This is a genomic window from Paenibacillus harenae DSM 16969 (assembly GCF_000422465.1).
In the GTDB taxonomy this organism is placed as follows: Bacteria; Bacillota; Bacilli; order Paenibacillales; family Paenibacillaceae; genus Pristimantibacillus; species Pristimantibacillus harenae.
Window position 1 is genome coordinate 1,275,732 of record NZ_KE383842.1, and the last position, 24,307, is coordinate 1,300,038.

General features: G+C 53.9%; 21 protein-coding genes, 1 riboswitch and 1 other annotated feature. Of the genes, 3 read left to right on the forward strand and 18 right to left on the reverse strand.

The features are described from left to right. Nucleotides 1-13: 13 nt before the first annotated feature. From H581_RS0116280 to H581_RS0116290, 3 genes are read right to left on the reverse strand one after another with little or no spacing between them, the layout of a single operon-like run. Nucleotides 14-799, reverse strand: a complete 786-nt coding sequence (locus H581_RS0116280; RefSeq protein ID WP_028610936.1) for an ABC transporter ATP-binding protein — start codon at nucleotides 797-799, stop codon at nucleotides 14-16. Beyond that, nucleotides 796-1,833, reverse strand: a complete 1,038-nt coding sequence (locus tag H581_RS0116285) for a FecCD family ABC transporter permease (RefSeq protein WP_028610937.1) — start codon at nucleotides 1,831-1,833, stop codon at nucleotides 796-798. The genes H581_RS0116280 and H581_RS0116285 overlap by 4 nt, the downstream gene beginning before the upstream one ends. A gap of 5 nt (nucleotides 1,834-1,838) precedes the next feature. Then, entirely contained in the window at nucleotides 1,839-2,822 is a 984-nt protein-coding gene (locus H581_RS0116290) for an ABC transporter substrate-binding protein (RefSeq protein ID WP_028610938.1), read from the reverse strand. A 205-nt stretch (nucleotides 2,823-3,027) separates the two neighbouring features. Next, nucleotides 3,028-3,253, reverse strand: a riboswitch (cobalamin riboswitch). A 174-nt stretch (nucleotides 3,254-3,427) separates the two neighbouring features. On the opposite strand from H581_RS0116290, the gene H581_RS36505 reads away from it, so the two are divergent. After that, nucleotides 3,428-3,874, forward strand: coding sequence for a FixH family protein (locus tag H581_RS36505; RefSeq protein WP_051250861.1), 447 nt, complete (start codon nucleotides 3,428-3,430; stop codon nucleotides 3,872-3,874). 3 nt (nucleotides 3,875-3,877) lie between these two features. Here H581_RS36505 and H581_RS0116300 read toward each other — a convergent pair whose 3' ends face one another. The 13 genes from H581_RS0116300 to lepB all read right to left on the reverse strand — a co-directional run bounded on the left by H581_RS0116300 (nucleotide 3,878) and on the right by lepB (nucleotide 19,420). After that, nucleotides 3,878-4,564 carry a sulfite exporter TauE/SafE family protein gene (locus H581_RS0116300; RefSeq protein ID WP_028610939.1) on the reverse strand — a complete coding sequence of 229 codons (687 nt, stop codon included), beginning with the start codon at nucleotides 4,562-4,564 and terminating at the stop codon, nucleotides 3,878-3,880. Further along, the gene (locus H581_RS0116305; protein ID WP_051250863.1) at nucleotides 4,561-6,828 is read right to left on the reverse strand and encodes a heavy metal translocating P-type ATPase; all 2,268 of its coding nucleotides are present in this window, start codon (nucleotides 6,826-6,828) and stop codon (nucleotides 4,561-4,563) included. The genes H581_RS0116300 and H581_RS0116305 overlap by 4 nt, the downstream gene beginning before the upstream one ends. Before the next feature lie 100 nt (nucleotides 6,829-6,928). Further along, nucleotides 6,929-8,797 (reverse strand): arginine--tRNA ligase, encoded by a 1,869-nt coding sequence (locus H581_RS0116310; RefSeq protein ID WP_028610941.1) that lies wholly within the window; start codon nucleotides 8,795-8,797, stop codon nucleotides 6,929-6,931. A gap of 59 nt (nucleotides 8,798-8,856) precedes the next feature. Next, nucleotides 8,857-9,087, reverse strand: a binding site (T-box leader). Nucleotides 9,088-9,222: 135 nt separating this feature from the next. Beyond that, complete coding sequence (locus H581_RS0116315; protein ID WP_028610942.1) at nucleotides 9,223-10,101, reverse strand: hypothetical protein; 879 nt, start codon at nucleotides 10,099-10,101, stop codon at nucleotides 9,223-9,225. A 350-nt stretch (nucleotides 10,102-10,451) separates the two neighbouring features. After that, a complete protein-coding gene (locus H581_RS0116320) occupies nucleotides 10,452-10,763 on the reverse strand; it encodes a rhodanese-like domain-containing protein (protein WP_425414610.1) in 312 nt (103 codons plus the stop codon). A 26-nt stretch (nucleotides 10,764-10,789) separates the two neighbouring features. After that, nucleotides 10,790-11,101 carry a YbjQ family protein gene (locus tag H581_RS0116325; RefSeq protein WP_028610944.1) on the reverse strand — a complete coding sequence of 104 codons (312 nt, stop codon included), beginning with the start codon at nucleotides 11,099-11,101 and terminating at the stop codon, nucleotides 10,790-10,792. Nucleotides 11,102-11,176: 75 nt separating this feature from the next. Then, nucleotides 11,177-11,518 carry a DUF3889 domain-containing protein gene (locus H581_RS0116330; protein ID WP_051250866.1) on the reverse strand — a complete coding sequence of 114 codons (342 nt, stop codon included), beginning with the start codon at nucleotides 11,516-11,518 and terminating at the stop codon, nucleotides 11,177-11,179. Between the two features lie 68 nt (nucleotides 11,519-11,586). Then, complete coding sequence (locus H581_RS0116335) at nucleotides 11,587-12,402, reverse strand: VanW family protein (RefSeq protein WP_028610946.1); 816 nt, start codon at nucleotides 12,400-12,402, stop codon at nucleotides 11,587-11,589. Nucleotides 12,403-12,562: 160 nt separating this feature from the next. Then, on the reverse strand, nucleotides 12,563-15,595 hold the full coding sequence (locus H581_RS0116340; protein WP_028610947.1) for an efflux RND transporter permease subunit: 3,033 nt from the start codon (nucleotides 15,593-15,595) through the stop codon (nucleotides 12,563-12,565). Between the two features lie 26 nt (nucleotides 15,596-15,621). After that, nucleotides 15,622-16,311: a response regulator transcription factor gene (locus H581_RS0116345; RefSeq protein ID WP_028610948.1), complete on the reverse strand. Its 690-nt coding sequence runs from the start codon at nucleotides 16,309-16,311 to the stop codon at nucleotides 15,622-15,624. Further along, nucleotides 16,289-17,767, reverse strand: a complete 1,479-nt coding sequence (locus H581_RS34285; protein ID WP_156889598.1) for a sensor histidine kinase — start codon at nucleotides 17,765-17,767, stop codon at nucleotides 16,289-16,291. The genes H581_RS0116345 and H581_RS34285 overlap by 23 nt, the downstream gene beginning before the upstream one ends. 173 nt (nucleotides 17,768-17,940) lie before the next feature. Beyond that, nucleotides 17,941-18,861, reverse strand: coding sequence for a DUF4184 family protein (locus tag H581_RS0116355; RefSeq protein ID WP_028610949.1), 921 nt, complete (start codon nucleotides 18,859-18,861; stop codon nucleotides 17,941-17,943). A gap of 16 nt (nucleotides 18,862-18,877) precedes the next feature. Further along, nucleotides 18,878-19,420 (reverse strand): signal peptidase I, encoded by a 543-nt coding sequence (gene lepB, locus H581_RS0116360; protein WP_028610950.1) that lies wholly within the window; start codon nucleotides 19,418-19,420, stop codon nucleotides 18,878-18,880. A gap of 177 nt (nucleotides 19,421-19,597) precedes the next feature. On the opposite strand from lepB, the gene H581_RS0116365 reads away from it, so the two are divergent. Together H581_RS0116365 and H581_RS34290 are read left to right on the forward strand one after the other, a co-directional pair. Then, nucleotides 19,598-20,809 carry an MFS transporter gene (locus H581_RS0116365; protein WP_028610951.1) on the forward strand — a complete coding sequence of 404 codons (1,212 nt, stop codon included), beginning with the start codon at nucleotides 19,598-19,600 and terminating at the stop codon, nucleotides 20,807-20,809. Further along, the gene (locus H581_RS34290) at nucleotides 20,806-21,405 is read left to right on the forward strand and encodes an HAD family hydrolase (RefSeq protein WP_036718718.1); all 600 of its coding nucleotides are present in this window, start codon (nucleotides 20,806-20,808) and stop codon (nucleotides 21,403-21,405) included. Before H581_RS0116365 ends, H581_RS34290 begins: the two co-directional genes overlap by 4 nt. Here H581_RS34290 and H581_RS0116375 read toward each other — a convergent pair. Continuing rightward, on the reverse strand, nucleotides 21,379-23,367 hold the full coding sequence (locus H581_RS0116375; protein WP_028610952.1) for an ATP-binding cassette domain-containing protein: 1,989 nt from the start codon (nucleotides 23,365-23,367) through the stop codon (nucleotides 21,379-21,381). The genes H581_RS34290 and H581_RS0116375 overlap by 27 nt on opposite strands. Further along, on the reverse strand, nucleotides 23,357-24,208 hold the full coding sequence (locus H581_RS0116380; RefSeq protein ID WP_028610953.1) for an energy-coupling factor ABC transporter ATP-binding protein: 852 nt from the start codon (nucleotides 24,206-24,208) through the stop codon (nucleotides 23,357-23,359). Before H581_RS0116380 ends, H581_RS0116375 begins: the two co-directional genes overlap by 11 nt. Between the last annotated feature and the right edge of the window lie 99 nt (nucleotides 24,209-24,307).

Sequence of the window (24,307 nt, forward strand, 5' to 3'; positions counted from 1 at the left end):
CTTCGGCCCATAGCTATTTATTTGTCCATTTCGGCTGAAGCATAATTTGCGGCGCGCCGGTGAGCGGATGCGCCAGGATGGACGGCGAGGTTTCATATACTTGCTCGATCAGCGATGCCGTCAGGACGTCTTGCGGAGTACCCGACGCCGCGATAGTGCCCCGGTGAAGAACGAGCAGCTCATCGCAATAAAGCGAAGCCAGATTCAAATCATGCAGGACGGCAATGACGGTCAGCTCGCGCTCGCGCTGCCATGTCCGTACCGTATCGAGCAGCTGCACCTGAAAGCCGATATCCAAATAGGTCGTAGGCTCATCAAGCAAAATAACCGACGGCTGCTGCGCCATAAGCTTCGCCAGCGCCACGCGCTGCCTTTCTCCGCCGCTTAATTGGTCCATCTTGCGCTGTTCCAGTTCCTGAAGACCCATCGCTTCGATCGCTCCGTCTATGACAGCCTCTGAATCGTCCGTCTCGCTGCCAAACCAGTTTTGGTACGGATATCTTCCCATACCGACGACCTCCCGTACCGAGAAGCCGACCGGAGGCAGGCCGCTCTGCTGCAGAACCGCCATTTTTCTGGCAAGCAGCTTGCGGGCGTAAGCGAATACGCTGCGTCCTTCAAGCAGCACGTCGCCCCGCTTCGGCCGTTCAACGCCTGACAAGAGCCCTAGCAAAGTAGATTTACCGACGCCATTGGGGCCAATAATACCGTACATCCGCCCCTTCTGAAAGGAACAGGACAGTCCGTTCAGCACGGGGCGCCCTTGAATCTCCTGAACAATTTCCTTCGCTTCGATCATGCCGATCCCCCCTGCTTCAGCTTGCGCCGGTGCAGCAAATAAGCAAAGAATGGCGCTCCGATTAAAGCCGTCACGACGCCAAGCGGAATTTCCTTCGGCGAAAGCGCAACTCTCGCAAGCGTATCCGCCCATAAGACGAATATGCCGCCGCCGATTGCCGACAACGGAATAATGAATCGATAATCGGGTCCGACCAGCAGCCGGATCACATGCGGAACGACGAGACCGACGAAGCCGATTACGCCCGATACCGACACGGCGGCAGCCGTCAGCAGCGTTGAGCAGATAAGGATGATCAGTTTCGTTCTCTCTACCCGAATGCCGAGATGCGCCGCATGCCTCTCTCCAAGGACGAATAAATTAAGCGTCCCTCCATAGAAAAGCAGCACCGGAATTCCCAGAGCGAGAAACGGGATAAGCATATAGAGATTATCCCAGCTCCTCATCGCAAGCGATCCCATCAGCCAGAACAATATCTGGTTGACTACGCCCTGCGACATGGAAACCATGAAGGAAACGAATGCGCCGAGAAAGGATTGAATGATGACGCCTGTCAGAATAAGCGTTTCGATGTGCATGATGCCGTTGCTTCGGGCCAGCCGGAATACGATGAGAATCGTCACGGTTCCTGTTGCGAAAGCGACAAGCGGAATGGTCCACATCCCTAGCGCCGTCTGCAGGCCGAACAGGATAATAAAAGCCGCGCCAACCGAGCATCCCGAAGCGACGCCTAGCGTATAAGGATCGGCAAGCGGGTTACGGAGGACACCCTGGAAACCCGTCCCCGCGAGCGCCAGACAAGCTCCGACGAGAACCGCCAGCAGCACGCGGGACAGCCGCACCTGCGTCACGACGGAGATTTCGCCCGGCGAATAGGAGACGGGCTTATCCGCCAGCCATGGAAGCTGATGGAGCAGTATCCCCCAGACGTCGCGGACCGAAATACCCGCCGAGCCGACCGAAAGACTAATGACGATAGAAACAGCAAGAAGGAGCAGAGCTGCTCCTCCATACCCGATTAATTTATATTTCATTCCGTTTATTTTACGAGATCCGGGTGAATCACTTTAGCAAGTTCAAGCAAGCCGTCTGCAAGCCGCGGTCCTACCCGTACGAGCGGATCTTCCGTCACGGCATACATTTGCTTGTTCTTCACCGCATCGATAACATCCCAGCCGGGACGGCTCTCGATGCCGGCAGCGATCGGATTCGGCTCCTCCTTCAACGCAGGATAAATGATCAATTGCGGATTTTGCGTAACGACTTCTTCAGCGCTCAATTCGTACCAATCCGCTTTGCCTGCGGAAATATTCGTTCCCCCCGCAATTGTAATCAGCTCATCGAGGAAGGTACCGGAACCAACCGTCCAGCCAGGGGAGAACTCAAGATACACCTTCTTCTTCTCGGCATCCTTCACGGCCTCCGCCACTTGCTGCTTTACGTCGCGCATACGGTCCGCAACCGCAGCCGCTTCGGTTTGTTTGTTCATCATTTTGCCAAGCATCTCGAGTTTCGCAACAACCTCGTCATAGGTCTTCGGCTCGGATGCGAATACGGTAATGTTCAGCTCGCGCAGCTTCGCGATCGCTTCCGAATTCATTGTTGAGGAAGCAAGGACGAGATCGGGATTCAGCGCAGCCACCGCCTCGATGTTGGTCGTCATATCGCCAACTTTCGGCTTGGCGGCCGCTTCCTCCGGGTAATTGCTCCATTCGTCGACACCGACGACCTGATCGCCGGAGCCGATCGCATAGATGGCCTCTGTCTCGCTGGGCACCAGAGTGACGATCTTCGTCGGCGCCTGCTCGAAAGTAACCTCGGTTCCTGTATCATCCTTAAGCGTTAACGGATAAACGGCTTGTTCTGTCTCCGCCGGCTCGTTCGAAGCGTTGATCTCTGTATTTCCCGCCATGTTCCCCGGCTTATTCCCTGCGTCCGAGGCCGCTCCGCACGCTGCCGAAAATACGAGCATCAACGCCATTAGCATACCTAATAATGTCTTCATCATCCTGCTGTTGTTCATCGTTCTCTACACTCCCATAATAGATTCGTATACCTGCACATCGAAAAACGGTACCGCAATGAATTCTTAGCCCATTTAAGCATAAAGTTATATAGGCTTGGAATAAAAAAAGCATCTCCGGCAATTGTGCCGGAAATGCTGTTATACGCCCCGAAAAATAAAGCGAAAAGCTTCTCCAACACCTCCCTAAGTCCACGTAGGTTTAAGCGTTAACTATAAACAGGCAGGTCTCCTGACTTAGAATTCGCAGCCCGGGTCTTCCCGGGAAATCATTCCCAGTGACATTTTGCCGGGTGCGCTGGCAGCGCGAGCTGACGCTCGCGTTTGCCGTTCTTTACAGTGGCGGGTCCGTGCCGGAATTTCACCGGTCTTCCCTATTAAGCCTCTACGGATGCAAGGTAGATTAGTCTACCTTCATACACCGTCGTATCGGCACCTGTTTACTCGCTATGAAATTATCAGTAGTAAATATACACCCAGATCAACGATTTGTCCACTGGCATATTGGAATCTTTCGGCTAAGAACCGTTCTGCTCCGCTTCAAAAAAGCATAGGTAACTTAAGGTGCGACTGCTACGGCAATTAAAGGGAGGTCGTTTATTCATATGACGGGTCAACCTGAATCTACTCCGCCTCTGTTAAAGCTCTCCGTTCTGATTGCTTCCGTCTTGATGGCTGTTTTTATAATCGTTACTTGGGTCCGGGCAGGCGAAGAAGCGGCACCGCCCGTTACGGAGCATGAATTCGAGATCGGGCAGCTCGTTTGGTCCATTGACGCTTACCCTGCGAAGGTGCTGCACGGCAATTCGTTTACCGTCGACGTCACCGGTCTGTACGGCATACCGCTGGAAGGAGCAAAGCTTGCAGTTAAGCTGGATATGCTCAGCATGGTCTGCGGCGACGTCGATTTTCAAATGACCGAGATCGCTCCCGGCAAATATACAGGGGAAGGCATTCCGCTAATGGCCGGTACGTGGAAAGCGACGCTAACGCTGGAAGAAGGCGGGGAAACTTTTAAAGTGGCAAGACTTTTTCAAGCATCGCATGTTTAACCGTTACCATAACCACGGGTTTATGCTCGGAATCACCCCGTTAGCCGCCAACCCCCGCAAGATCGAGAGCAAACCGACGGCAGCTGCCGTTATCGCGCCTGCTCTTCGCATGAAGCGTCTCCACCTTTGATTGGCAAAAGCTGCTATCGAAGCGGCCGCCGCCAATGCGGGTAATGTAGATAATCCGAAAGCCGCCATCACCAGGGCTCCCTCCTCCGCCCGGCCGGTTGCGGCCGCTGTCATCTGCATAGCGTAGGTTAGTCCGCATGGAAGAAAGCCGAACGCCACTCCCGTAGCGAGGAGATGGGCCGTTTCCTGCCGCCTGGACCGGGCTGCGCTCCCCGCAAGCCGCTTGTGAAGGACGGCAGACAGCCGGTTCATCAGCGGCAGCTGGAACCTGCGCCACAACCATAGCAGCAGAAAGCAGCCGCCTATGATCGATGCAAGTCCTTGAATGCCGGCCAGCCGGCCTGCGACATCTACAAAAGAGCCGACTGCCCCCATGACGGCTCCAAGCAGCGTATAGGAAAAAATACGTCCGGCATTGTAGAGCAGCATCGATTTCAACAGCGGCGCCGCGGACTGCAAGGAAACCGCCGAAACGATGCCGCCGCACATCCCGATACAATGCGGAGCGCTGAAAAGTCCGGTTAACAGGATCAAGCCAAGCTGCTGCCAGGTAATCGTCACGCGTCAGCGCCTGCTTTACGGCGCAGCTGGTCCGTGAGACGGAGGGCATTGCCGACGACGGATACGGAGCTTAACGCCATCGCGGTGCCGGCCATCCACGGCTCCAGCATGCCGAGAGCGGCAAACGGAATAATCATAACGTTATAAAGAAAGGCAAACGTTAAATTCTGCCGTACGTTGCGAATCGTTAACCGGCTTATGCGGATCGCTTCCGGAATGGCGTGCAGGCGGGAGAAAAGCAGCGTCATATGGCCGGCGCTTAACGCCGCATCCGTCCCGTCCCCCATTGCGAGACCGACATCTGCGGCAGCCAGCGCCGGAGCATCGTTCCAGCCGTCGCCCGCCATCGCTACCCGCTTCCCTCTCCGCTTCAGCTCCTTCACGAGCTCGACCTTATTCTCGGGCAGCATCGATGCATGCACATGCGAGATGCCCGCAGCCTTCGCGGCCGCTCTCGCAGGAGCCTCATGGTCCCCTGTTGCCAGATAGGAGGTTACCCCGAGCTCCTTCAACGCTTTCACCGTTTCTCCCGCGCTCCGCTTAACCAGGTCGCTGAACGCAATAACTCCGGCGCATTCGCCTTCAAGCGCTGCATAAAGCACGGTCTCTCCGGACGACTCGCGAGCGGCAGCGAAAGCCTGCGCCTGATTTCCGATCGTCCAGCCGCTGTCTGCCGCGAAGCGGGCATTGCCGATTGCAAACCGCTGCCCCTCAATGGTGGCCTCGATCCCTCCGCCTGGCGTGAACGCTTGCTCCGCTGCGACGGGGAGGACAAGCCCGAGCTTAGCCGCCTCGCGCTTAATCGCTGCCGCCAGCGGATGCGAGGACCGTCCTTCCGCTGCAGCGGCTAGACGCAGAAGGGAAGAACGGCTTCCTTTTACCGCCAGCATGGCGCTTATATGCGGTTTTCCTTCGGTCAGCGTTCCCGTTTTATCGAAAATGACGGTCTGTATGGAGGCAAGCCGCTCCAAAGCGCCCGCCTCCTTCGAGATAACCCCCTGTCTGGCCAATCTTCCGGAGGCGATAACCAGCGATATGGGAGCCGCGAGGCCGAGCGCGCATGGACATGCCGCAAGCAATACGGCGATCGCGCTGACCAGCGCTTTGCTCCAATTGCCCGGATCCAGAATAACCCCCCACAACAGGACCGTTATCAACGAGAACAGAAGCATGACCGGCACGAACCAGCCGGCAACCACATCGACATTGCGCTGGATCGCCGATTTCGAACGCTGCGCCTGCCGGACAAGCTCTTGGATACGGTTCAGCATCGTTGCGTGTCCAGCCGCTTCCGTCCGAATGCGCAGGCGTGCGCTCTCATTGCGCGTTCCTGCCCATATTCGGTCGCCTTCCCGCTTCGTCACAGGCAAGCTCTCCCCCGTCAGCAAGGATTCGTCGGACGCCGACATTCCGCTGATGACGATTCCGTCGACAGGGACGACCTCTCCCGCCTCGACGATAACGATTTCGCCTGCCCGCACGAATTCGGTTTGAATTCGGACGACTTCTCCCGCCCGCTCGACGGCTGCCGTCGCATTCTGAAGCTTGCCGTAGCCTCCCGAGCCCTCTTGCGCCCGAAGCGAAGCGGCTGTTTCGATATATTTGCCGATCAGAACAGCCGTAATAACGACCGCGGATGTCTCGAAATAGATCGGCGGGGCGTGGGCCGAGGCCGCCGACAGCGGACGGAACAAACCATTCTGAAAGACGACATAATGGCTGTAAAAGTAGGCTGCCGTCGTTCCGACCGCAACGAGCACGTCCATGTTCGCGCTCCGCTGCCGGAGAGCGTGATAGGCGCCGAAATAAAACGGCATTCCGATCACAAACTGGATGACGGTCGCCAGCGACAGCTGAAGCCAGGGCATCGTCAGCCATTCAGGAAGTACGGTCAGCAGCGGCTCTAAGAACGGGATATGCTGCGCCATTCCGGTAAGAAGCGGCAGCGTGAACAGCGCTGACACCGTAAGACGCAGCTTCAAGGTGTTATGCTCCATTTGCAGCCCGTTACGCGCGTTTTCGTTCAGCAGCGCGGTAAAGCCGAGCTGCTTGACGCGTTCGGCGATCTGCTTCGCGCCTGTCGCATCCGGCGCATACTGCACCCATGCGGTGCGAAGCGGGAAGCTGACGGCCGCCATATATACGCCCTCCATTTTGCCAAGGGCTTTCTCAATTCGCGCAGCGCAAGCCGAACAGCTCATGCCCTGCACCGCAAAATCTAAAGTAACGCTATTTGCCGGCGTAATCCCTTCTTCTCGTTCCATACATGCAGCCTCCTTCCATTTCATGCGTCCCGGTGCTTGTACCTCTGCGTTAATCTATATGACAAGCAAGCGGATTGCATGAATGGAATATGCGTCCCGGCTACATTCTTGCAGGGGCAGGCAGGCCGAGGAGTTCAAGCCCCTCCCGCATCGTATGCTGGTAACGCTCAGTCAGCCATAGCCGCAAGCTTCTCTGCATCCCGTCAGCTTTTAAAATCGGGCAAGCAGCGTAGAAGTGATTGAATTTGGCGGACAATTCATGGACGTACGCGCACAAATGGTTCGGGGCAAGCTCCTTAACCGCAGCCTGCCTCGCATCCGGCCAATAGGCAAGCTGTCTGAGCAGGCTCCGTTCTTGAAGCTCCAGCTCCGCGAATGAAAGCTCATTGAACGCCGTGAACGCGGGCTGCTTCGCTTTGTCCAATATGCTGCATGCGCGGGCATAGGAATACAGCAAATAAACGCCCGTGTTGCCGGACACCTCCGTCGCTTGCTCCAGGTCGAACACGACCTCCGTCTGCAGGTGGAATCTTAACAGGTAATACCGGATCGAAGCAGCGGCGATCGTCCGGCTGGCAATGCCTGCTTTCCGGGAACGCCTGGCATCTATAATTTGTTCCATCCGGTCCAGCAGCTCCGATACTTTAATGCCGATTCCTTGCCTGCCCGACATTGCATAAGCATGCTTGCCGTCCGATATATCGATGCCTAATCCTTTTGCCGTCTCCGGGCTTAACGATACGACGCCGTAGCTCACATGCTTCAGATTCTCCGCCTGCTTCCCGTACCCTAAAGCAAGCAGCGCTTGCTTGACGACCGCCTGGGGATACTCTTGACGCTGGTCGATCACGTTGACGACCATGTCCGCGCGTCCAAGCTTCTTCCTCGCACCTGTCGGATGTGTCGTCCATAACCGGTCCGAAAATTTTTTATACCGAAAATCTTTATCCAGCAGGCCGAACTTCCATAGGTGGTAAGCAATATCTTTAGCCGTATACGTTAAGATGCCGTTTGAACGGACCAGCACTTTGTCGGCCTGATATTCCGAGGAATCGGGCAACCCGTTCTCCTCCTTCTGCTTGAGCACCCAGCAGCCCTTCTGCTTTCCTTCCGTCTCCTGGCGGAATATCGGGGTTTCCCGCAGCAGTTCGAATGCGCTGGACCAGAATCCCTCCCGAACAATGCTGCTTTCCCATATGAGAACGTCATAATGAATGTTGAATCGTTTCATTTCCTCCACATGCTCGCGAACGATTCGTTCTGCCGTAAGCAACCCTAGCCATGCGATATTGGAGTGCCCATCTTCCAACGCTTTCAGCACGTTCTCGCGCTCCTGCAGCAGCTCCGGCTGTACTTGATAAGCCCGGTTAATGCCGGCATACGTCTCCCAGCAGAAATCGCCGAACCGCCCGAACGACTGCGATACCGGCATCTTCAGCAGCCCGACTACCGTATCGGCAAGCTGGTTGCCGAGATCATCGATATAATTGTGAACTTCAACCAGGCGGCCTTCCTTGGCGAGTATTCTAGCCAGCGTATCTCCGATGCAGGAATTGCGAAGATGACCGATATGAGCCGACTTGTTCGGGTTAATCGAGGTATGCTCGATGATTACTTTGATTCCCTGCAGCTGACTCCTTCCCGCAACTTGTACGGACTTCTCCGCCCATTTCGCCCAGTCGAGAAAAAAATTAAGATAGCCGGGCGGAGCCGTCTCGATTCTCGCTGCAATAGCGACGATACTCGGATGGAGGAGCAGCAGCTCCTTTAATTCATTCGCAAGTTGCATTGGCGCCCGCTTCAACTGCTTGGCAAGCTGCATCGCGATACTGCTGCTGTATTCCCCGTGATCCGGTTGGACGGGATGCTCCAGCGCAATTTTCAAAGGAGCGGGATTTGTATGTCCGGCTTCCGAAAGCAAGTTCTTCAATGTTTCTTCGATTGCAGCGGCAATTTCGATGCTAATCATGGTCATGGCTACTCCTCCAGTTCGTTGAAAAAATAAAAAAAAGGCCCCCGTCTCTATAAATAAGAGACGAGAGCCGTGAAGATCCCGTGGTACCACTCTAAGTGTCAGGCTGTTTTTGCCTGACCCCTCGTTTTCGTAACGGTCCGTGACCGGATTAGCCTACTGCGGATTTAACCGTTCGGCCAACCATTTCATGGGTCCGCTTCATCCATGACATCCGTACCGGCTTTCACTGACCCGGCTCGCTGCGACTATCCGTCCTGAATTACTGTCCCAATCACAAATGTTATTTTTTGAAATTTCCATTAATTAATTTAAAAGTATTTATACCGCACTTCACTTCCTTCTGTCAAGTGCAATTCGCATAACCGATCCATTCGGGCGTCATGTTCACGGAAACAGCTCTTCATCCCCTTTATTCCGCCTTATTTCGCCTGCACGTTCCCCTTCCCTGCAGTTGAAACTCTGCTCAGAACGAGAGCGCCTGCCGTTAGTGAAGCCAGAAAGCTTACACCTGCGGCAATCGGAAGCGCAGACCACTCGAAAACAGTCTGCCCGAGGTATGTTTGCCAGCCGATCGCAGCTAAGCCTAACAAGAAGGCGACGCCGGTTATGTGAATCATGCCGCAGCTTGTTTCTCTGGATATCGAAGCTCGCTCTGTCAGCCAAGCGACGATCGGTATGGCTTGCAGCGCATGGAAACCAAGTCCGTGAAGCCAAATGATATTCCCGCCGCTCCCGGTGAACCGGCTTTGTCCGAGCGAGATCCAGATGCCTGCCGCAAATGAAAACAATACGGCTATCATCGCGTAGCGGATCGCGAGAACCAGCTCAGGACGAAGCTCATATGCCTTTTTGCCGAAAAAATGAACGGCGAACATGACATAGAACAATACCAGCATTAAAGCAACGAAGGCAAAACCGTTCGAAATGATGTTGTCGAATGCAGATCCATTTTCTACGAATCGGGGGTTTACGCCTCTGAAATGTTGAACGTTCTCCGCAAAATAAGAATAAAGGACCAGCGCAATATACGACCAGCGAAAGAACGCCTTGATTTTCTTGCCCATTCCGGACATCGGCACGACGGCAGCCGTCGAGATCAAGAAAATACCTAAAGCCGCGTTGAAAGAAAAAGCTTTGGACACATCGCCTGCCGGCGATACCTCGCCCCCATACAATAAAACGTACAGCCCGCATATTCCCGCCAGCAAAAAGCCCAATAATCCTGTTGCAACGAGCCACTTTTCCCCTTCAAACAGTCTGACGGCCGGTCTCATCCCCCGCTCTGCTTCCTTCCTCATCCTTGATCACCTATCCTTTAAAGTTATCGTTGTTTTCTACTTTACAGGAAGGATATGGCATAACGTGACAGGCGCAGGAATGAAAAAGGAATAGACTGCAGGAGGATGAAACGCTGGACCAAAGTCGTGAGCCCAAGCGTAACCGCTGACGCTTCGCACGAACCAATGGCAGTATATTCATGAAGATCTTTTACATGGTCGCTGGATGTCATAAGCTGCTATAGCCGGTTTAGTTCCCAAAATCGGTTATCCATTATTATTAGAGTTGCATCATCATTACCTTAATAATAGAAAAAAGCCCCGCAAAGGGGCTTTTTAAGTATTGCATGATTGCGGATGCACTCTATTGACTAATCGCCGGAAGCGACATCTCCGGGCCATGCCAGCATGCCCCCGGTTACGTTAACGACGTTAAAGCCTTGAGCATGCAAATAGTCGCATGCTTTGCCGCTTCGTCCGCCGCTCCGGCAGATCAGCACGATATCCTCGTTTCCTTGCCGCAGTTCGCCGATACGCTCCTGCAGCTCGGACAGCGGAATGCTGCGCGCTTCTTTAATATGTCCCTCCTGCCATTCGTCAGGCTCGCGAACGTCTATCAGGTTAACAGCCTTGCCTTCCTTCAGCCTGTTCTCCAGCTCGGCTGTCGTCATTTCCGGATACATTGGATTCATCCCTTCAAACCATTTTATTATAAACGTACAGCCGTGCCGCTTACGGCAACCATCAGCATGCCTTCGCGGATAACCTCGTAATCGATATCGATCGCTACAATTGCATTTGCCCCAAGCTGTGCCGCCTGATTTTTCATTTCATCAATGGCCACGTCACGCGCTTCTTTCAGCTTGCTTTCGTAAGCGCCGGAACGGCCGCCGACAATGTCGGTAATGGATGCAAAAAAATCACGGACAACGTTCGCGCCCATAATAGCTTCACCCGTCACTACGCCTACATAGTCCTGAATCGGTCTTCCTTCAATGGTTGGTGTTGTCGAAATTAACATGTATATGCTCCTCCCGCTTTAACCTCAAGCGAATGATTTGGTTTTCTTGTAGTACGCTCCCGCTTATTATGAGTTTCAATTATTTGGCTCAAGCTCCTTTATTCGAACCTGAACGAGCCGATCCGTGTCCGACTCCACCTTAATGCTTACGCGGATGCCAAACTCACCTGAAACTCTTCGCAGCCACAGCACGAATCGTTCCTCTGCCTGTCCTCCTTCAAGCATCGTTCTGCCTTCATATTTATAATCGGCAATCGATGCATCGGGATAGGCTTTCGAGGCTTCTTCCATCGCCAGCCTTCCCCACTTCGCGTAAGCAGGCTGTGCATATTGCACAGATTCTTCCGGCGGCATCGCTTCGGAGGATGTCAGGCTAAGCAGAACAAAGACAGCTTTCATTACGATATGGCGCAGCATTTCAAACCTCCCTCTATCAGCGCAAGCTGATTATAGGGTCGCCTATTTTTCCCTGACCTATTCTTGGATCAGCTTTCAAGCAGGGGAGCGTACATCATTACGGCTTGATTCTCCGTCACGTATTCATCCGCAATCTCTTCATTCGCTTTATTTTGGACAAGGCGATGGATGATGTTACTTCGCAAATAACCTCCCCAGGGCAAGGAAGAAATCCGGTGGTCCTTCTCGTAAACTTTATAAGAGTACTCGCACCCGGCTGTGGAGCGCCACTCCCCGACCAACTCGTTGTCCGTTACCCGGACCCGCAGTTGATAAATGGCCGTTGTCGGATTATAGATTTGTAAATCAAGGTAATTATATGCGCAGGTTGCCCCGCTGCCGAACGGCTGTGTCCTTCCCGCATCCGGAAAAACGTCGTAGCTGTGGCGATGCCGCTCTTTGACGCGGAGAGGCGTATGCAAAGTCATCCAGTAGATCAAGTTAGACATTTGACAAATGCCGCCGCCAATCCCGGTTTTATAGCTTCCATAGAAAAGAACCATGCCCTCCACGTAACCCTTTCGCTTCGTCGGCTTCCCGATCGTCCTCCAGTAGGAAAAGCTTTCGCCCGGCTTCAGAAGCAGACCGTCCAATCGTTCAGCCGCAAGCTTCAGGTTAATCACTTTGTTCGTTTGCAGCCACATATCCACGTTCCGCAGCTGCCGGTATAGAGGAGTTGCATGCGTATGAATCAGATAAGGAAGATTGGCGGACGACTTTTCTTTAGCGATCCTGTCGCGGGAAAAAATCCACTTTACGTAACGTTTTGAAGCATACCAGCATTTCCCTGCCGCTAACCGCGCTTTGGATCGGCTTATCGGACGGTGGCGCGCATATTCCAGCATCATGTAACCCCTTTCTCCCGCAGCTGTATATAATCGTACAATAATCGGAGCCAGTATAAAAGATGCCGGGAAGCATTTTATGTCGTCAAATAAGAAAGGCTGCCTCCCAAGGTCGCAGACCATGGAGACAGCCTTTCATTTGCCGTTACTATGAATTTAGTTAATTTATTTCTTCTGCAGCACGCGGCTTCTTTTTGCGGTTCATAAATTCATAGACGACCGGCACGATAATAAGCGTGAGCAGCGTCGAGCTCGTCAAGCCGCCGATGACCGTAACCGCCATTCCTTTCGAAATCAATCCGCCGGATTCGAAGCCGAACGCGAGCGGTAGCAGCGCTCCGACGGTTGCGATTGCCGTCATCAGAATCGGACGAAGACGGGTGCCCGCCGCTTCTAACAGCGCTTCGCGGACGCTTAGTCCCTCTTTCTCCTTCTGGATGACGCGATCGATCAGTACGATTGCGTTCGTTACAACGATACCAATCAGCATGAGCGCTCCGATCATTGCGGTTACGCTGAGCGTTTCGCCGGCGATCAGCAAGCCGAGCAAGGCGCCGATGACCGTGAACGGCAGCGAGAACAGAATGGCGAACGGCGTTAACGCTCCCCCGAAGGTAATGACGAGAACGAGATAAACGATGGCAACCGCCGCAAGCATGGCAAGTCCAAGCTGCGTAAACGATTCGTTAATCTGCTCCGATACTCCGCCCATCTCAATGTCGGTTCCCGTCGGGAGTTCTATTTCATCAATCATCTTCTGCAACTCGGTTGAGACACTGCCTACGTCCGATACCGTAACGTCCGCGGTTACTTCGGCATAGATTCGATCGTCGCGCCTTGTTACCGTGTTAGGCGATTCCCCTTCTTCGATTGTGACGACATCTCCCAGTTCCACTACGGTGCCCAGCTGAGAGGTCAGCTTCACTTTCTCCAGATCCGCTTTTTCGTTATACGTCTTCTCTTCGACCTTCACGTAAACCTTAAACTGTTCACCGTCCTTCTCAACGGTAGTCAGAACCGGACGCTCCCGCACGGGACTAAGCGCCATCGCGATTTGACCTGCAGTGAGCCCATTTTGGCTAAGCTTCTCCTGATCCGCGACGATGCGATACTGCTCGTACGTCTCCGACAGGCTGGAGCTCATATTTTTCAAATCCTTGTTGCCTTTAAGTTTCGTCATTAGATCATCGACAACAGGCTGGAGCGAATTCATGTCCTGCCCGTATACGAGCATGGATATTCCCGATCCGCCCAATCCGCCGCCGGCAAAGTCCTGCTGCTTCCATTCGCCTTTGCCGCCAAGCTCCTGCAGCAGCGGTACGATTTTCTCCTTCTCTTCCATGAAATCCTCAAAATCATCCTCGTAGCTCAGGTTAAACAAGGCTTGCTTCGATGCGCCGGGGCTGAACGGATTTTGACCGCCTACCGCGTATTGCACGACGGAGATCCCTTCCCGGTCAAGCAGCTGCGACTCGGCCTTAAGCGCCATCTCTTCAACCTGCTCGCGCGTTTCGCCCGGAGCCGGGTTATAGGAGACAACTACCATTTTTTGTTCATCGCCGGCTATAAAGCTGACTCCGATGACCGGTACAAGGAAGAGGCTTCCAACAAGCATGATAACCGCTAAACCGAAGGCGATCAGCTTATGGTTCAGCGACCAGCGCAGCACGCCTTTATACCAGACAGCGAGACGTCCCGGCTTGTCGTGATGCGCTTTGCCCGGTTTAATTCCTTTGCGGAACATCATATGCGCCAGCATGGGAACGACCGTAATTGCAACGACAAGCGAGGCCAAGAGCGCAAACACAATCGTTAAGGCGAACGGCAAGAAGATTTCCCCGATCATGCCGGATACGAGACCAAGCGGCAGGAACACCGCAATCGTCACGATCGTTGATGCCATAATCGGCACGAACATTTCACGGGTCGCATCCAGGATCAGGTCCTTGCCCTTCAGCTTCTCCGTGGTAAGCGCCATTCGGCGGTACACGTTCTCGATGACGACAATGGAGTCGTCGATTACCCGGCCGATGGCGACCGTCATTGCGCCTAACGTCATGATGTTCAGTGTAATGTCCATTTGGCTCAAAATAAGCATCGCAATAAGGATGGATAAAGGAATCGATACGACCGCAATCACGGTTGATCGAATATCGCGCAAGAATATCATGACAATAATAACGGCGAACAAAGCGCCGATTACCGCTTTGCTTAGCATGGTGTTGACGGATTCCTCGATCGGCTCCCCTTGATCGAGCGTCGTCACAATCGTCAATCCGTCATTTTTTTGTTCTAGCTCTTTTATTTCTTCCTTAACTTTATTGACGACGTCAACGGTATTGGAATCGGCCGCCTTGACGATGTTGAGGCCGATCGCATCCTTACCGTTCGTCCGGGAGACGGACTCCGCCTTTCCGACGATGCTTAACTCCGCAATATCGCTGAGTTTGACGCCGGGTACAATGACCAGATTGTTCAGATCGTCTTCCGTCGTGATGTTGCCGTCAACGACTATGGACTTCTCCGTATCGCCAAACTCGAATATCCCGAGCGGCACGGACAGAGCCGATGCTTGGATAATGCCCTTCACCATTTCTTCGGTTATTCCGATTTGCCGGAGCTTCTCCTGATGGAAGGCCAGCTCGCCCTCCATCACGTTTTGGCCGGACATTTGAACGTTGGCTACGCCCTCCAGGCCTTGCAAACGCGGCAGCACGTTATCCTGGACGGACTTCGTCAGCTGTTCCAGATTCATGCTGTCATTGGACAAGCTAAGCGATAGAACCGGGAAAGCGTTCAAACTGATGCGGGAAACGGACGGCTCCTGCACGCCTTCGGGAAAGGTCAGCTCGGAGAGAACATTCTTGACCTCTGCCGCGGCTTTGTCCATATCGGTCTCATACGTATACTCAATGACGACGGACGAGGCATTCTCGAAGGATGTTGAGCTGACTACATTAACACCGTTTAAATTTCGCGTCCGCTGCTCGATCGGCTTCGTTACCTTTTCCATGATTTCTTCCGGCGCTGCGCCCGGATACACGGTCGTCACGTTCACAATCGGCACAGTAACGTCCGGCAAGGTTTCCATTTTCATGTTCATCCCGGAATACAAGCCGGCGAACAGCACGAGCAGCGTCAAGATCCATAAGGCAAATTTGTTGTTAATTGAAAATTTAATAACGCTTTTCAAATCGTTCCACTCCTCATAATATCTATCTATACTTTAAACCGGTAACCAACGCCCCATATCGTCTCGATATACTGCGGATTGGACGGGTCATGCTCGATTTTCTCGCGAAGCCTTCGAATATGCACCGTGACGGTTGCGGCATCTCCGTTCGAATCCAGCCCCCAGATCCGCTCGAACAGCTCTTCCTTCTCAAATACACGGTTCGGGTGGGAAGCAAGCAGCAGAAGCAGCTCATATTCCTTCGAGGTCAGCATCGCTTCATTCTCGTGAATCATAACCCGCCTTGACGGCTTATCAATGAACAACCCGCGTATACGTATATGTTCCCCGCGTTTCGTCTTATCCGCGGTTAACCGGTCGTAACGGGCCAAATGGGCTTTCACCCGCGCGACAAGCTCGCTTGGGCTAAAGGGCTTCGTCATATAATCGTCCGCCCCGAGGCCCAGTCCTCTAATTTTGTCGATGTCTTCTTTCTTAGAGGTCACCATCAGAACCGGAATGTTGCTCGCTTGGCGAATTTGACGGCAAATCTCGAAGCCGTCGACTTTGGGCAGCATCACATCGAGGATAATAAGGTCGTATTCCCCATCCAACGCTTTCTGGAGGCCGGTATCCCCTCTTCCCTCGATATGAACGTTAAATCCGTAGCTTTCCAAATAATCACGTTCCAGCTCGGCGATCGCCTTCTCGTCCTCAATGATTAGAATACTCTTCATGATCATCCACACTTTTGGCCGGTATCGGTTTCGGCAGCTTCAGGCAGAACCGGGCGCCGCCCCGCTCTACGTTCTCCGCCCACACCGACCCGCCATGCCCTTCAATAATTTGTTTTACGATGGCTAGTCCGAGGCCGCTGCCGCCGGTCTCCGAATTGCGGGATTGCTCCGCGCGGTAGAAACGATCGAAAATATACGGCAAATCCTCTTCCTCGATGCCGGGACCCGAATCTTCAATTTCGATCAGGACATGAGATGCAAGATCGGTAAGCTTAACGCGTATTTCTTTCGTTTCGGGTCCCGCAACCTGTCCCATATATTTCACGCAATTGTTCAATATATTCGTCAGCATTCGGCTCAGCTTATCCGGATCGGCGGCGACCAGGACCGGCACGCCTTCACGCTGCTCATACTTCAGGGCGACATCCGACTTCTCCAGATCAAACCGCTGCTCCTCCAGGAAATGCTCCAGATAACGGCGGATATCCATGACCTTGAAATCGAATGCCACAGTCTGAAGGTCCAGCTTCGAGAACAGGAACAGCTCGTCAATCAGCTGGTCCATGTCCGACGCCTTGCGGTAAATGGTCTGCATGTAGCGGTCACGCATCTCATCGTTGCTCGCGATTCCGTCTACGATGCCTTCGATATAACCTTTAATGGCGGATATGGGCGTCTTCAAATCATGCGAAATGTGGGATAACAGCATTTTCCGGTTTTCCTCGTATTGAAGGCTTTGATCTATCGATTGCTTCAGCCTGACCCGCATCTCTTCGAATGCAATGCTAAGCTGACCGATCTCTCCTTTCGTCGTCGCTTTAACCTGATGGGACAGGTCGCCATCCTTAATGCGCAGCGCAGCCGCTTCCAGCGACTTGATCGGCTTGATGATGCTTCGGGAAACGAAGTAAGTGAGCAGCAGGCTTGTTAAGCCGATGAATGCAAGCGACGTAGCCGCACCGATCGGCCGCCAATAAATCGGTACCGCATTTTCTCTGCGGAACAGCACCGCGCTGCCATCGCCCCCGTCCGGATAAGTGAAGCCGATCGCGGTCGTTTCGAAACGGAAGGAATCGAAGGTAACCGCTGACGGCGGATCCTCCAGCAGCCTCTGCCAATTTTCATTCGGAGACACCTGCCGTAAAAACGGTGATACCGAAGTGATCCGGTCTTCCCGCGAGAGAAGCAGTCCTGCCCAGTGCTCGCCCAACCGCTCTTGAATATCGGCTACGTATTCCGATTTCTCGAGCTCGCCCGAGTCGTTGCGAAGCACATATGAGAGCTCACCGTATACAAGCGCTTGAAGATATGGCTCCTTGTCCTCCTTGCCAAAATAATGGCGAACATCCTGAATCCCGCCGGCATAAAAAATGGACAGCATAAACGCGCTCATTAATATGAACGGGACGAACACCATGGCCAAATAGGACATGTACAGCTTCACACGAATCGACAATCTCTTTCACGCCTCGCAAGTAGGTTATGGTTGATTCTATGGTTTATCATACCGGCAATTTCTAAACGAATCTGGAACCGTTTCTTACAAAATTATTACGTTTGGAACCTATGAAACTGATTAATTAACTTGATGTATATTTAGTTTCATTAATTATTAATGATATCATTTTCTTATTCTGCCTTGTTTTTCGTCAGTGCAATCGTACTCCAAAGAATGAGAATCGCCAGTATCCATATGTAAACGATCCACAACCAAATTAGAAATCCTGTATAGGATGATGCAATCATATACAAGGCAATAGCCCCAAATAAAGCGAGTATAAACGAAAGGCCTTTCTCGTTCTGCTTGGTCTGCTTGGCTGCTCGCCATAATCCCGTAACAAAAAGAGAGAACAACGCCGCAGTAATCGGAGCAACGATCCAGACGCTCAACGAAAAGTAAGCGCCTGACGACACAAGCTTGCCGATCAGCATGATGAAGGAAAGGACAATGAGCGCCAGCCAATACGATTTAGCTGAGGAGCCCCCTCGATCGTTCCGGGCATGCGCCGGGTTCGTCCTTTTCCAGCCGTACCATTTATAGGCGATCATGAAAACGGGGACGGCCGCACCGATGACTGACAGCGACAGCTGGAGGATATGATAGACCTCGTCACCTGCGATAATGGATTGCAGGAAAGGAAGTCTATGCACGAACCAACCGCTGCCATGCGTCCAATTATCCATAAACAAATGAGACAGAAAACCAATAAATAAAGAAAGGCAAAAGAGCAGCCAAGCGGCAGGCGACGACAACCGCCATGGATGAGCCGCTTCTGTGACAAATCGGTTTATGCCGCCGTTCGAAGGGAGGATGTCGAGCAGAAGCGGCATAACGATCCGATGGAAAGCAAAAGCCAATGCGATACAGATCGGCATAACCATTAGAAAAAATCCTTCTAACGAATGTCCTACCGACCTGAATGGCTGCATTGCTATGAAGTATTCCATATCGGGCGCTATACTCCCCAGCACTAACCCGGTCATACTCAATTGCGGAATTCCTTTTTTTAACGGCGCGGCATACAGAGGATGAGAGAACGTGAACGGCATCGGACCATCCTCCCCGCTATTCGCTCAGCGGTCCGAACTTCGGGATTGGCCATATCCGAAACACCGCTCTTCCTTCAATGCTGGTTCTTGCAATCGGGCCTAAAGTCCGGCTGTCCATGCTGTGCTCCCGGTTATCGCCCATTACGAACAGCTGGCCCGGCTGTACCGTGAACGGCATTTCCACGTTACCTGCGAGCGTTTGGCCTTTCACGTAAGCTTCCGACAGCTTGTTTCCGTTCAAATAGACTTCCCCTCGGCGAATATCAAGAATGTCACCAGGCAGGGCGATCACCCTTTTGATGAGCCGCAAATCGCTCTCCGGCCCATTGATAATTACAATATCGCCGTGCTCGGGCTCGTGAAACCGGTAAGACCATTTATCCTCGATTAAACGCTGGCCCTCGACAAGCGTGTTCTGCATAGAAACGTTATGAACCTCGGATTGCGCATAGACATACGTCTGGAATAACATCGCTACGATTATGGCAAAAGCCAGCGATACAAACCATTCCCGAATTTCCTTCTTCCAATTTTTCCTCTGACTCGTCTCTGCTTTCATTGGGCGGTCACCTCTTCGGTTAATTTCGATTCATGGGGCTGTCCGGCTTACAGGCATAAAAAGTCCATAGCTTTATACGTTAAAAAGTGGGGAAAGTTCCCAAATGTCCCCTTAAAGAAAGAAGTGACAATCGAAGTCCGGATAAGCTAAAGTGGGAGAGAAAGGAGCTATTTGACAATGAAACGAATATCGGCATCGCAAAAACTTCTTTTTACGACGATTACCATTCTTTATTGGACTTCTATGTACGTCTATGTTCCGACCCTCTCGCCTTACCTTAGCGGACGAGGGTTGTCTTTGTCATTTATTGGAATCGTTCTCGGCAGCTACGGATTCGTTCAAATGCTCGTGCGGTTCCCGCTCGGCATTTTGTCGGACCGCTGGGGCAAGCGCAAGCCTTTTATCTGGCTCGGAATGCTGACGGCCTGTCTCAGCTGCCTGTTGTTTCTGATCCCCGGTCTGTGGCTGTGGCCGCTCGCCGGAAGATTGATGGCCGGTGTGTGCGCATCCACCTGGGTCGCGTTCACCGTTCTGTACGCCGGTTATTTCGGTGCCGGTCAGACGGGACGCGCCATGGGCAATATCAGCGTGATGACCGTTTCCGGACAAATGATCGGCATGCTGCTCAGCGGCTGGCTTACGGAAGGCTTTAACGAGGAAGCCCCGTTTATTCTTGGCGCAATTATTGCGGGAATCGGGCTCATGCTTGCTTTTCTGCTTCAGGAGCCTCGTACGGAGCTGCGGAATCAGCCCGGCATGTCTTTCGGCATGATCAAAAATGTCGTTCGAACGAAATCGCTGCTGCAAGTATCACTGTTGTCCATTCTTGCTCACGGCGTTCTATTTATTACGATGTTCGGATTCACGCCGCTCAAAGCCGAAGAAATCGGAGCCGGCGGCGCCACGATCACGCTCGTCGTTTTTGCCTTTATGCTGCCGCATGCTTTCGCCTCGATGGTGACGGCAAGATGGTTTACGCCGCGTTTCGGATATTGGGGCACGATCGGTGCCGGGTTTGCATTGAGCATGATATGTACGGGCGCGATGGTGTTCGCGGATTCGATCGGCTTCCTCGTGCTGACGCAAGCGATCAACGGCTTTGCGCAAGGGCTGCATATGCCGCTGCTGCTTGGGCTTGCCATTCGCGACGTCGAGCTGCCGGGTCGCGCTACCGCAATGGGCCTTTATCAGGCGATGTACGCGATCGGGATGTTCTCCGGCCCGTTCGTCGCCGGATGGTTGAATGAAGGCTGGGGGTTAAACGGCGGCTTTCTGTTCGGGTCTCTTCTCGGTCTCGCGGCAGCCATGCTGGTATGGGCCTGGTCAAGCCAGGAACGCAGAGCGGCGAACCGGTCGAATGACGTGATAACCAATAAGGTGACTTTATGAGCCGGCCGCAGCTCGTGCTTGATATCGGCGGCGTTCTGGCTTCGAACCTGTCCCCGCTCTTGTGGCGGCTGGTCGCGGAAGAGGCGGTTGTTTCGGAGAAGGAGCTTTACAGCGCTTATAAAGAGCAAATCAGCGAACGTCTCTGGACAGGAAGCATTTCGGAGGAGCAGTTCTGGATTTGGGTAAAATCGTATACGCCGCATTTGCCCGCGGAGAGAGCGCGAAGCTTCATTGCTCAAAGCCTGCAGCCCTTGCCCGCCTTGGCGATGCTGCAAGAGTGGAGTGCCGATGCTGATCTCCATATTCTGAGCAATCATCTGCCGGCTTGGGTCGAACCGGTCATTAAGCCTTATGAGAAGCTGTTGAAAAGTGTGACGATCTCGAGCGAAGCCGGCTTTCGCAAGCCCCATCCCGATATATTCGCATGCGTCGCTCCGCATCTTACGTCCGGCGGCACCGTCCTGTTCGTCGACGACCAGAACAAAAACTTGCGGCAAGCGGCGCTGCTCGGCTGGCGAACGCTGCTTGCCGATGAAGAAGGCTTATGGATCTCGAAGGTTATGGATTTCTTAAAGAAAGAAAGCAATCAGGAATAGAAGCACTGAAGCCAACGCCGCAACGCCAAGCAGCTTGACATCCAAACCGCCGACGCGTAGGCGGAATCCGTAGACCGGCTTGCGCTTCGTGTACCCGAATCCGCGCGCTTCCAGCGCATCCGCCATTTGCTCCGCCATCCGAAGCATAGAACGCACATAGGGAATCAGGATGGCGCGCAGCATGCGGACCGGTACGCTCTTGACCGGCGTCACCGCTTTCCCCCTCGCATGGGCCAGCTTCGCGAATCGCTCCCACTCTCCCATCAACAGCGGAATAAACCGAAAAATAAGCGTCACAAGCAGCGCAAAGGAATGAATCGGAACATGCAGTCGGCTAAGCCAGTCGAAGGTTTGTTCAATCGCGCGCTGCAGACGCATCGGCGACATCAGCTTCAGCATCGGCATACCGATCAGCATAATGAGAAGCAGCTTGCTGAACCGGATCAGGATGGGCAGCGCCTTCTCTCCGTCAAACGAGAGCGGGCTTAGTGATATCCCCCCGATTACACAAAAGATGACGATCAACACCGCATAAGCCCGAATCATGCCCGTCCAAGGCTTTAAAAACGCACGGAACGGAACGAGCAGCGGTAGGATCAAACCGGCAGCGATCCCAGTTTCCAGCAGCGTTCGCTGCGTGAATATGCCTGCGGCAAGCAAGAAATAAACCGCGATTAGCGCGCGCGGATCATAGGAATGAGAACGAAGAGCTCCGGCAGGCGTCGGAATGGCCGATGACTCGCTTTGTGGATTATGGTTATGAGAGCGAAAACCTTCGGCAGGCGTCGTGATAGCCCATGATTCGCTTTGCGGTTCATAGGAATGAGAGCGAAGACCTCCGGCAGACGCTGTAATGACCGATGATGTCATTTGTGAGTCATCGGCTGCAGCAGCTTGTTCGTCAGCACCAAATGGTGGTGAAACTGAAACGAGCTGCATGCCGGCATCCTGTGGCGCTGGGGCTGCTGATGCGAGCTGCATGCCAGCATCCTGTGGCGCTGGGGCTGCTGATGCAAGCTGCATGCCAGCAGCCTGTGGTACTGGAGCAGTTGACACAGGCTGCACGACAGCGGCTGAGACCGCTGCACGGGCGCAGGCCGGCTTCGCCAGCATCGCGGCGGCCAGCGCGGCCGCGATCTCCCGCGGCGCGGGCCACGGCGCGCCTTCGCGCGGCGCCGTCTCCGGCGGCACAGCCGCCCCTGCCGCGCGCAGCTCCGCCAGCGCGCGCAGCGCCTGCGGCGCGGCAGCGGCGTGCGATAGCGCCGCCGCTGCCGCTGCCGCTTCGCGGACAGCGCCGCCGCTTACGACGGCGAGCGCGTCCGCGAGCGGCAGGAGCGCGTCGAGGTCGTGCGTAGCCACGACCGCTCCGCGCCCTGCCGCCCTGTGCGCCTGAAGCACCGCGCACAGGCGGCTGATTCCGGCGGCGTCGAGTCCCGCCGTCGGCTCATCCAGCAGCAGCCATTCCGGCTCGCACGCCAGCAAGCAGGCGAGCGACAGCCGTCGCTGCTGCCCGCCGCTCAGCGTCCACGGATCCCGTTCCAGCACCGCTTCCTCAAGCCCGACATTAGCAAGCGACCGGTTGATCCGCTGTGCGGCCGTCGCCTTATCCAGCGCATACGGCTTCAACGAATATTGAAACTCCTCCCTTACGGTTGCCGCAAACCACTGCGATTCCGAGTGCTGCATGGAGATGCCAAGCCTCAGTAGAACATCGCGATTCAACCTCTTATTCCTTCTATGCGGCTGCCACAACGAATCCTCTCCCAGCCGAATGCTGCCGTCCCGGACGGCACGAAGACCCGCCATCGTCTCCAGCAGCGTTGACTTTCCCGCTCCGTTCTTCCCGATCAGCAGCGTAATTTTCCCGGCCTGAAAGCTCGCGTGAACCTCGTGCAACAGCTTCCTCTCCGCGTTTCCTTCCGTATATACCGATACGCCGTCCAACAACCAATCAGCGCTCATAATTATTCACCGCCTCTGCCAGCAGCTCAGCCGTAAAGGGAAACGGCCGGAGCCTCACGCCTTCCCGTTCAAGCTCCCACGCGACCTGAGCCGCATATGGAGCTTCAAAACCAAGCTTCTCGCATATACTCTCTAATGTCCCGCCGGCCGCCCTGTCAAACCATTCCTCCGCGCTGCCGTCAAAAATAAGCCGACCGTCCGCCAATGCCGCGATCCGTCCGCCTGGCGGCAGCTCCTCCAGCCTTTGCGTAATCCAGAGAACGGTTGCGCCGGCGGCGTGCAGTGACCGCACCCGTTCGAGCACCGCCTGGGCCGCTTCCGGATCCAGCATGGAAGTAACTTCGTCCAACACGAGCAGAGGCGATTGCATCGCCAGACAGCCTGCGATCGCAACTAACTGCTTTTGACCGCCGGACAACGTTTCAATCGGCTGATGCAAGCGATCGCCGAGCCCAACCTCCCGTAAAGCGCTCTCCGCCCTGCCGATGATTGAATCAGCTTTCAGCTCGTTTTGCTCCAGCAGCAGCACGACATCCTCCCACGGCGTCGAACCCACCATGGACGCTTCCGGCTGCTGCAAAACAATCGGAATCGGTTTCCCATGCAGTTCCGAACGGGGTTGTCTCCTGATTTGTCCGGTTATGCCGGGCATCCGGAAGCCTGCGATCGCTTTGGCGAGCGTACTCTTCCCGCTTCCATTGCGCCCAAGCAGCGTCACCCATTGCCCTTTATGTATCGTTAAATCAATTTGACTTAGAATCGGATGCGCGGACTGTCCTGCTGCCATAACAGGCGGCGTAACGGATAAGCTTTTCACTTCAATTTGTTCGAGATGCTTCAAAAAATTTCACCCAACCTCTTCCCCAACTCGGATCGCTATGCTACAATTCGATTTGTTAACCTAATTTAAATATAATTGGTTAACAATAAAATCGCAACT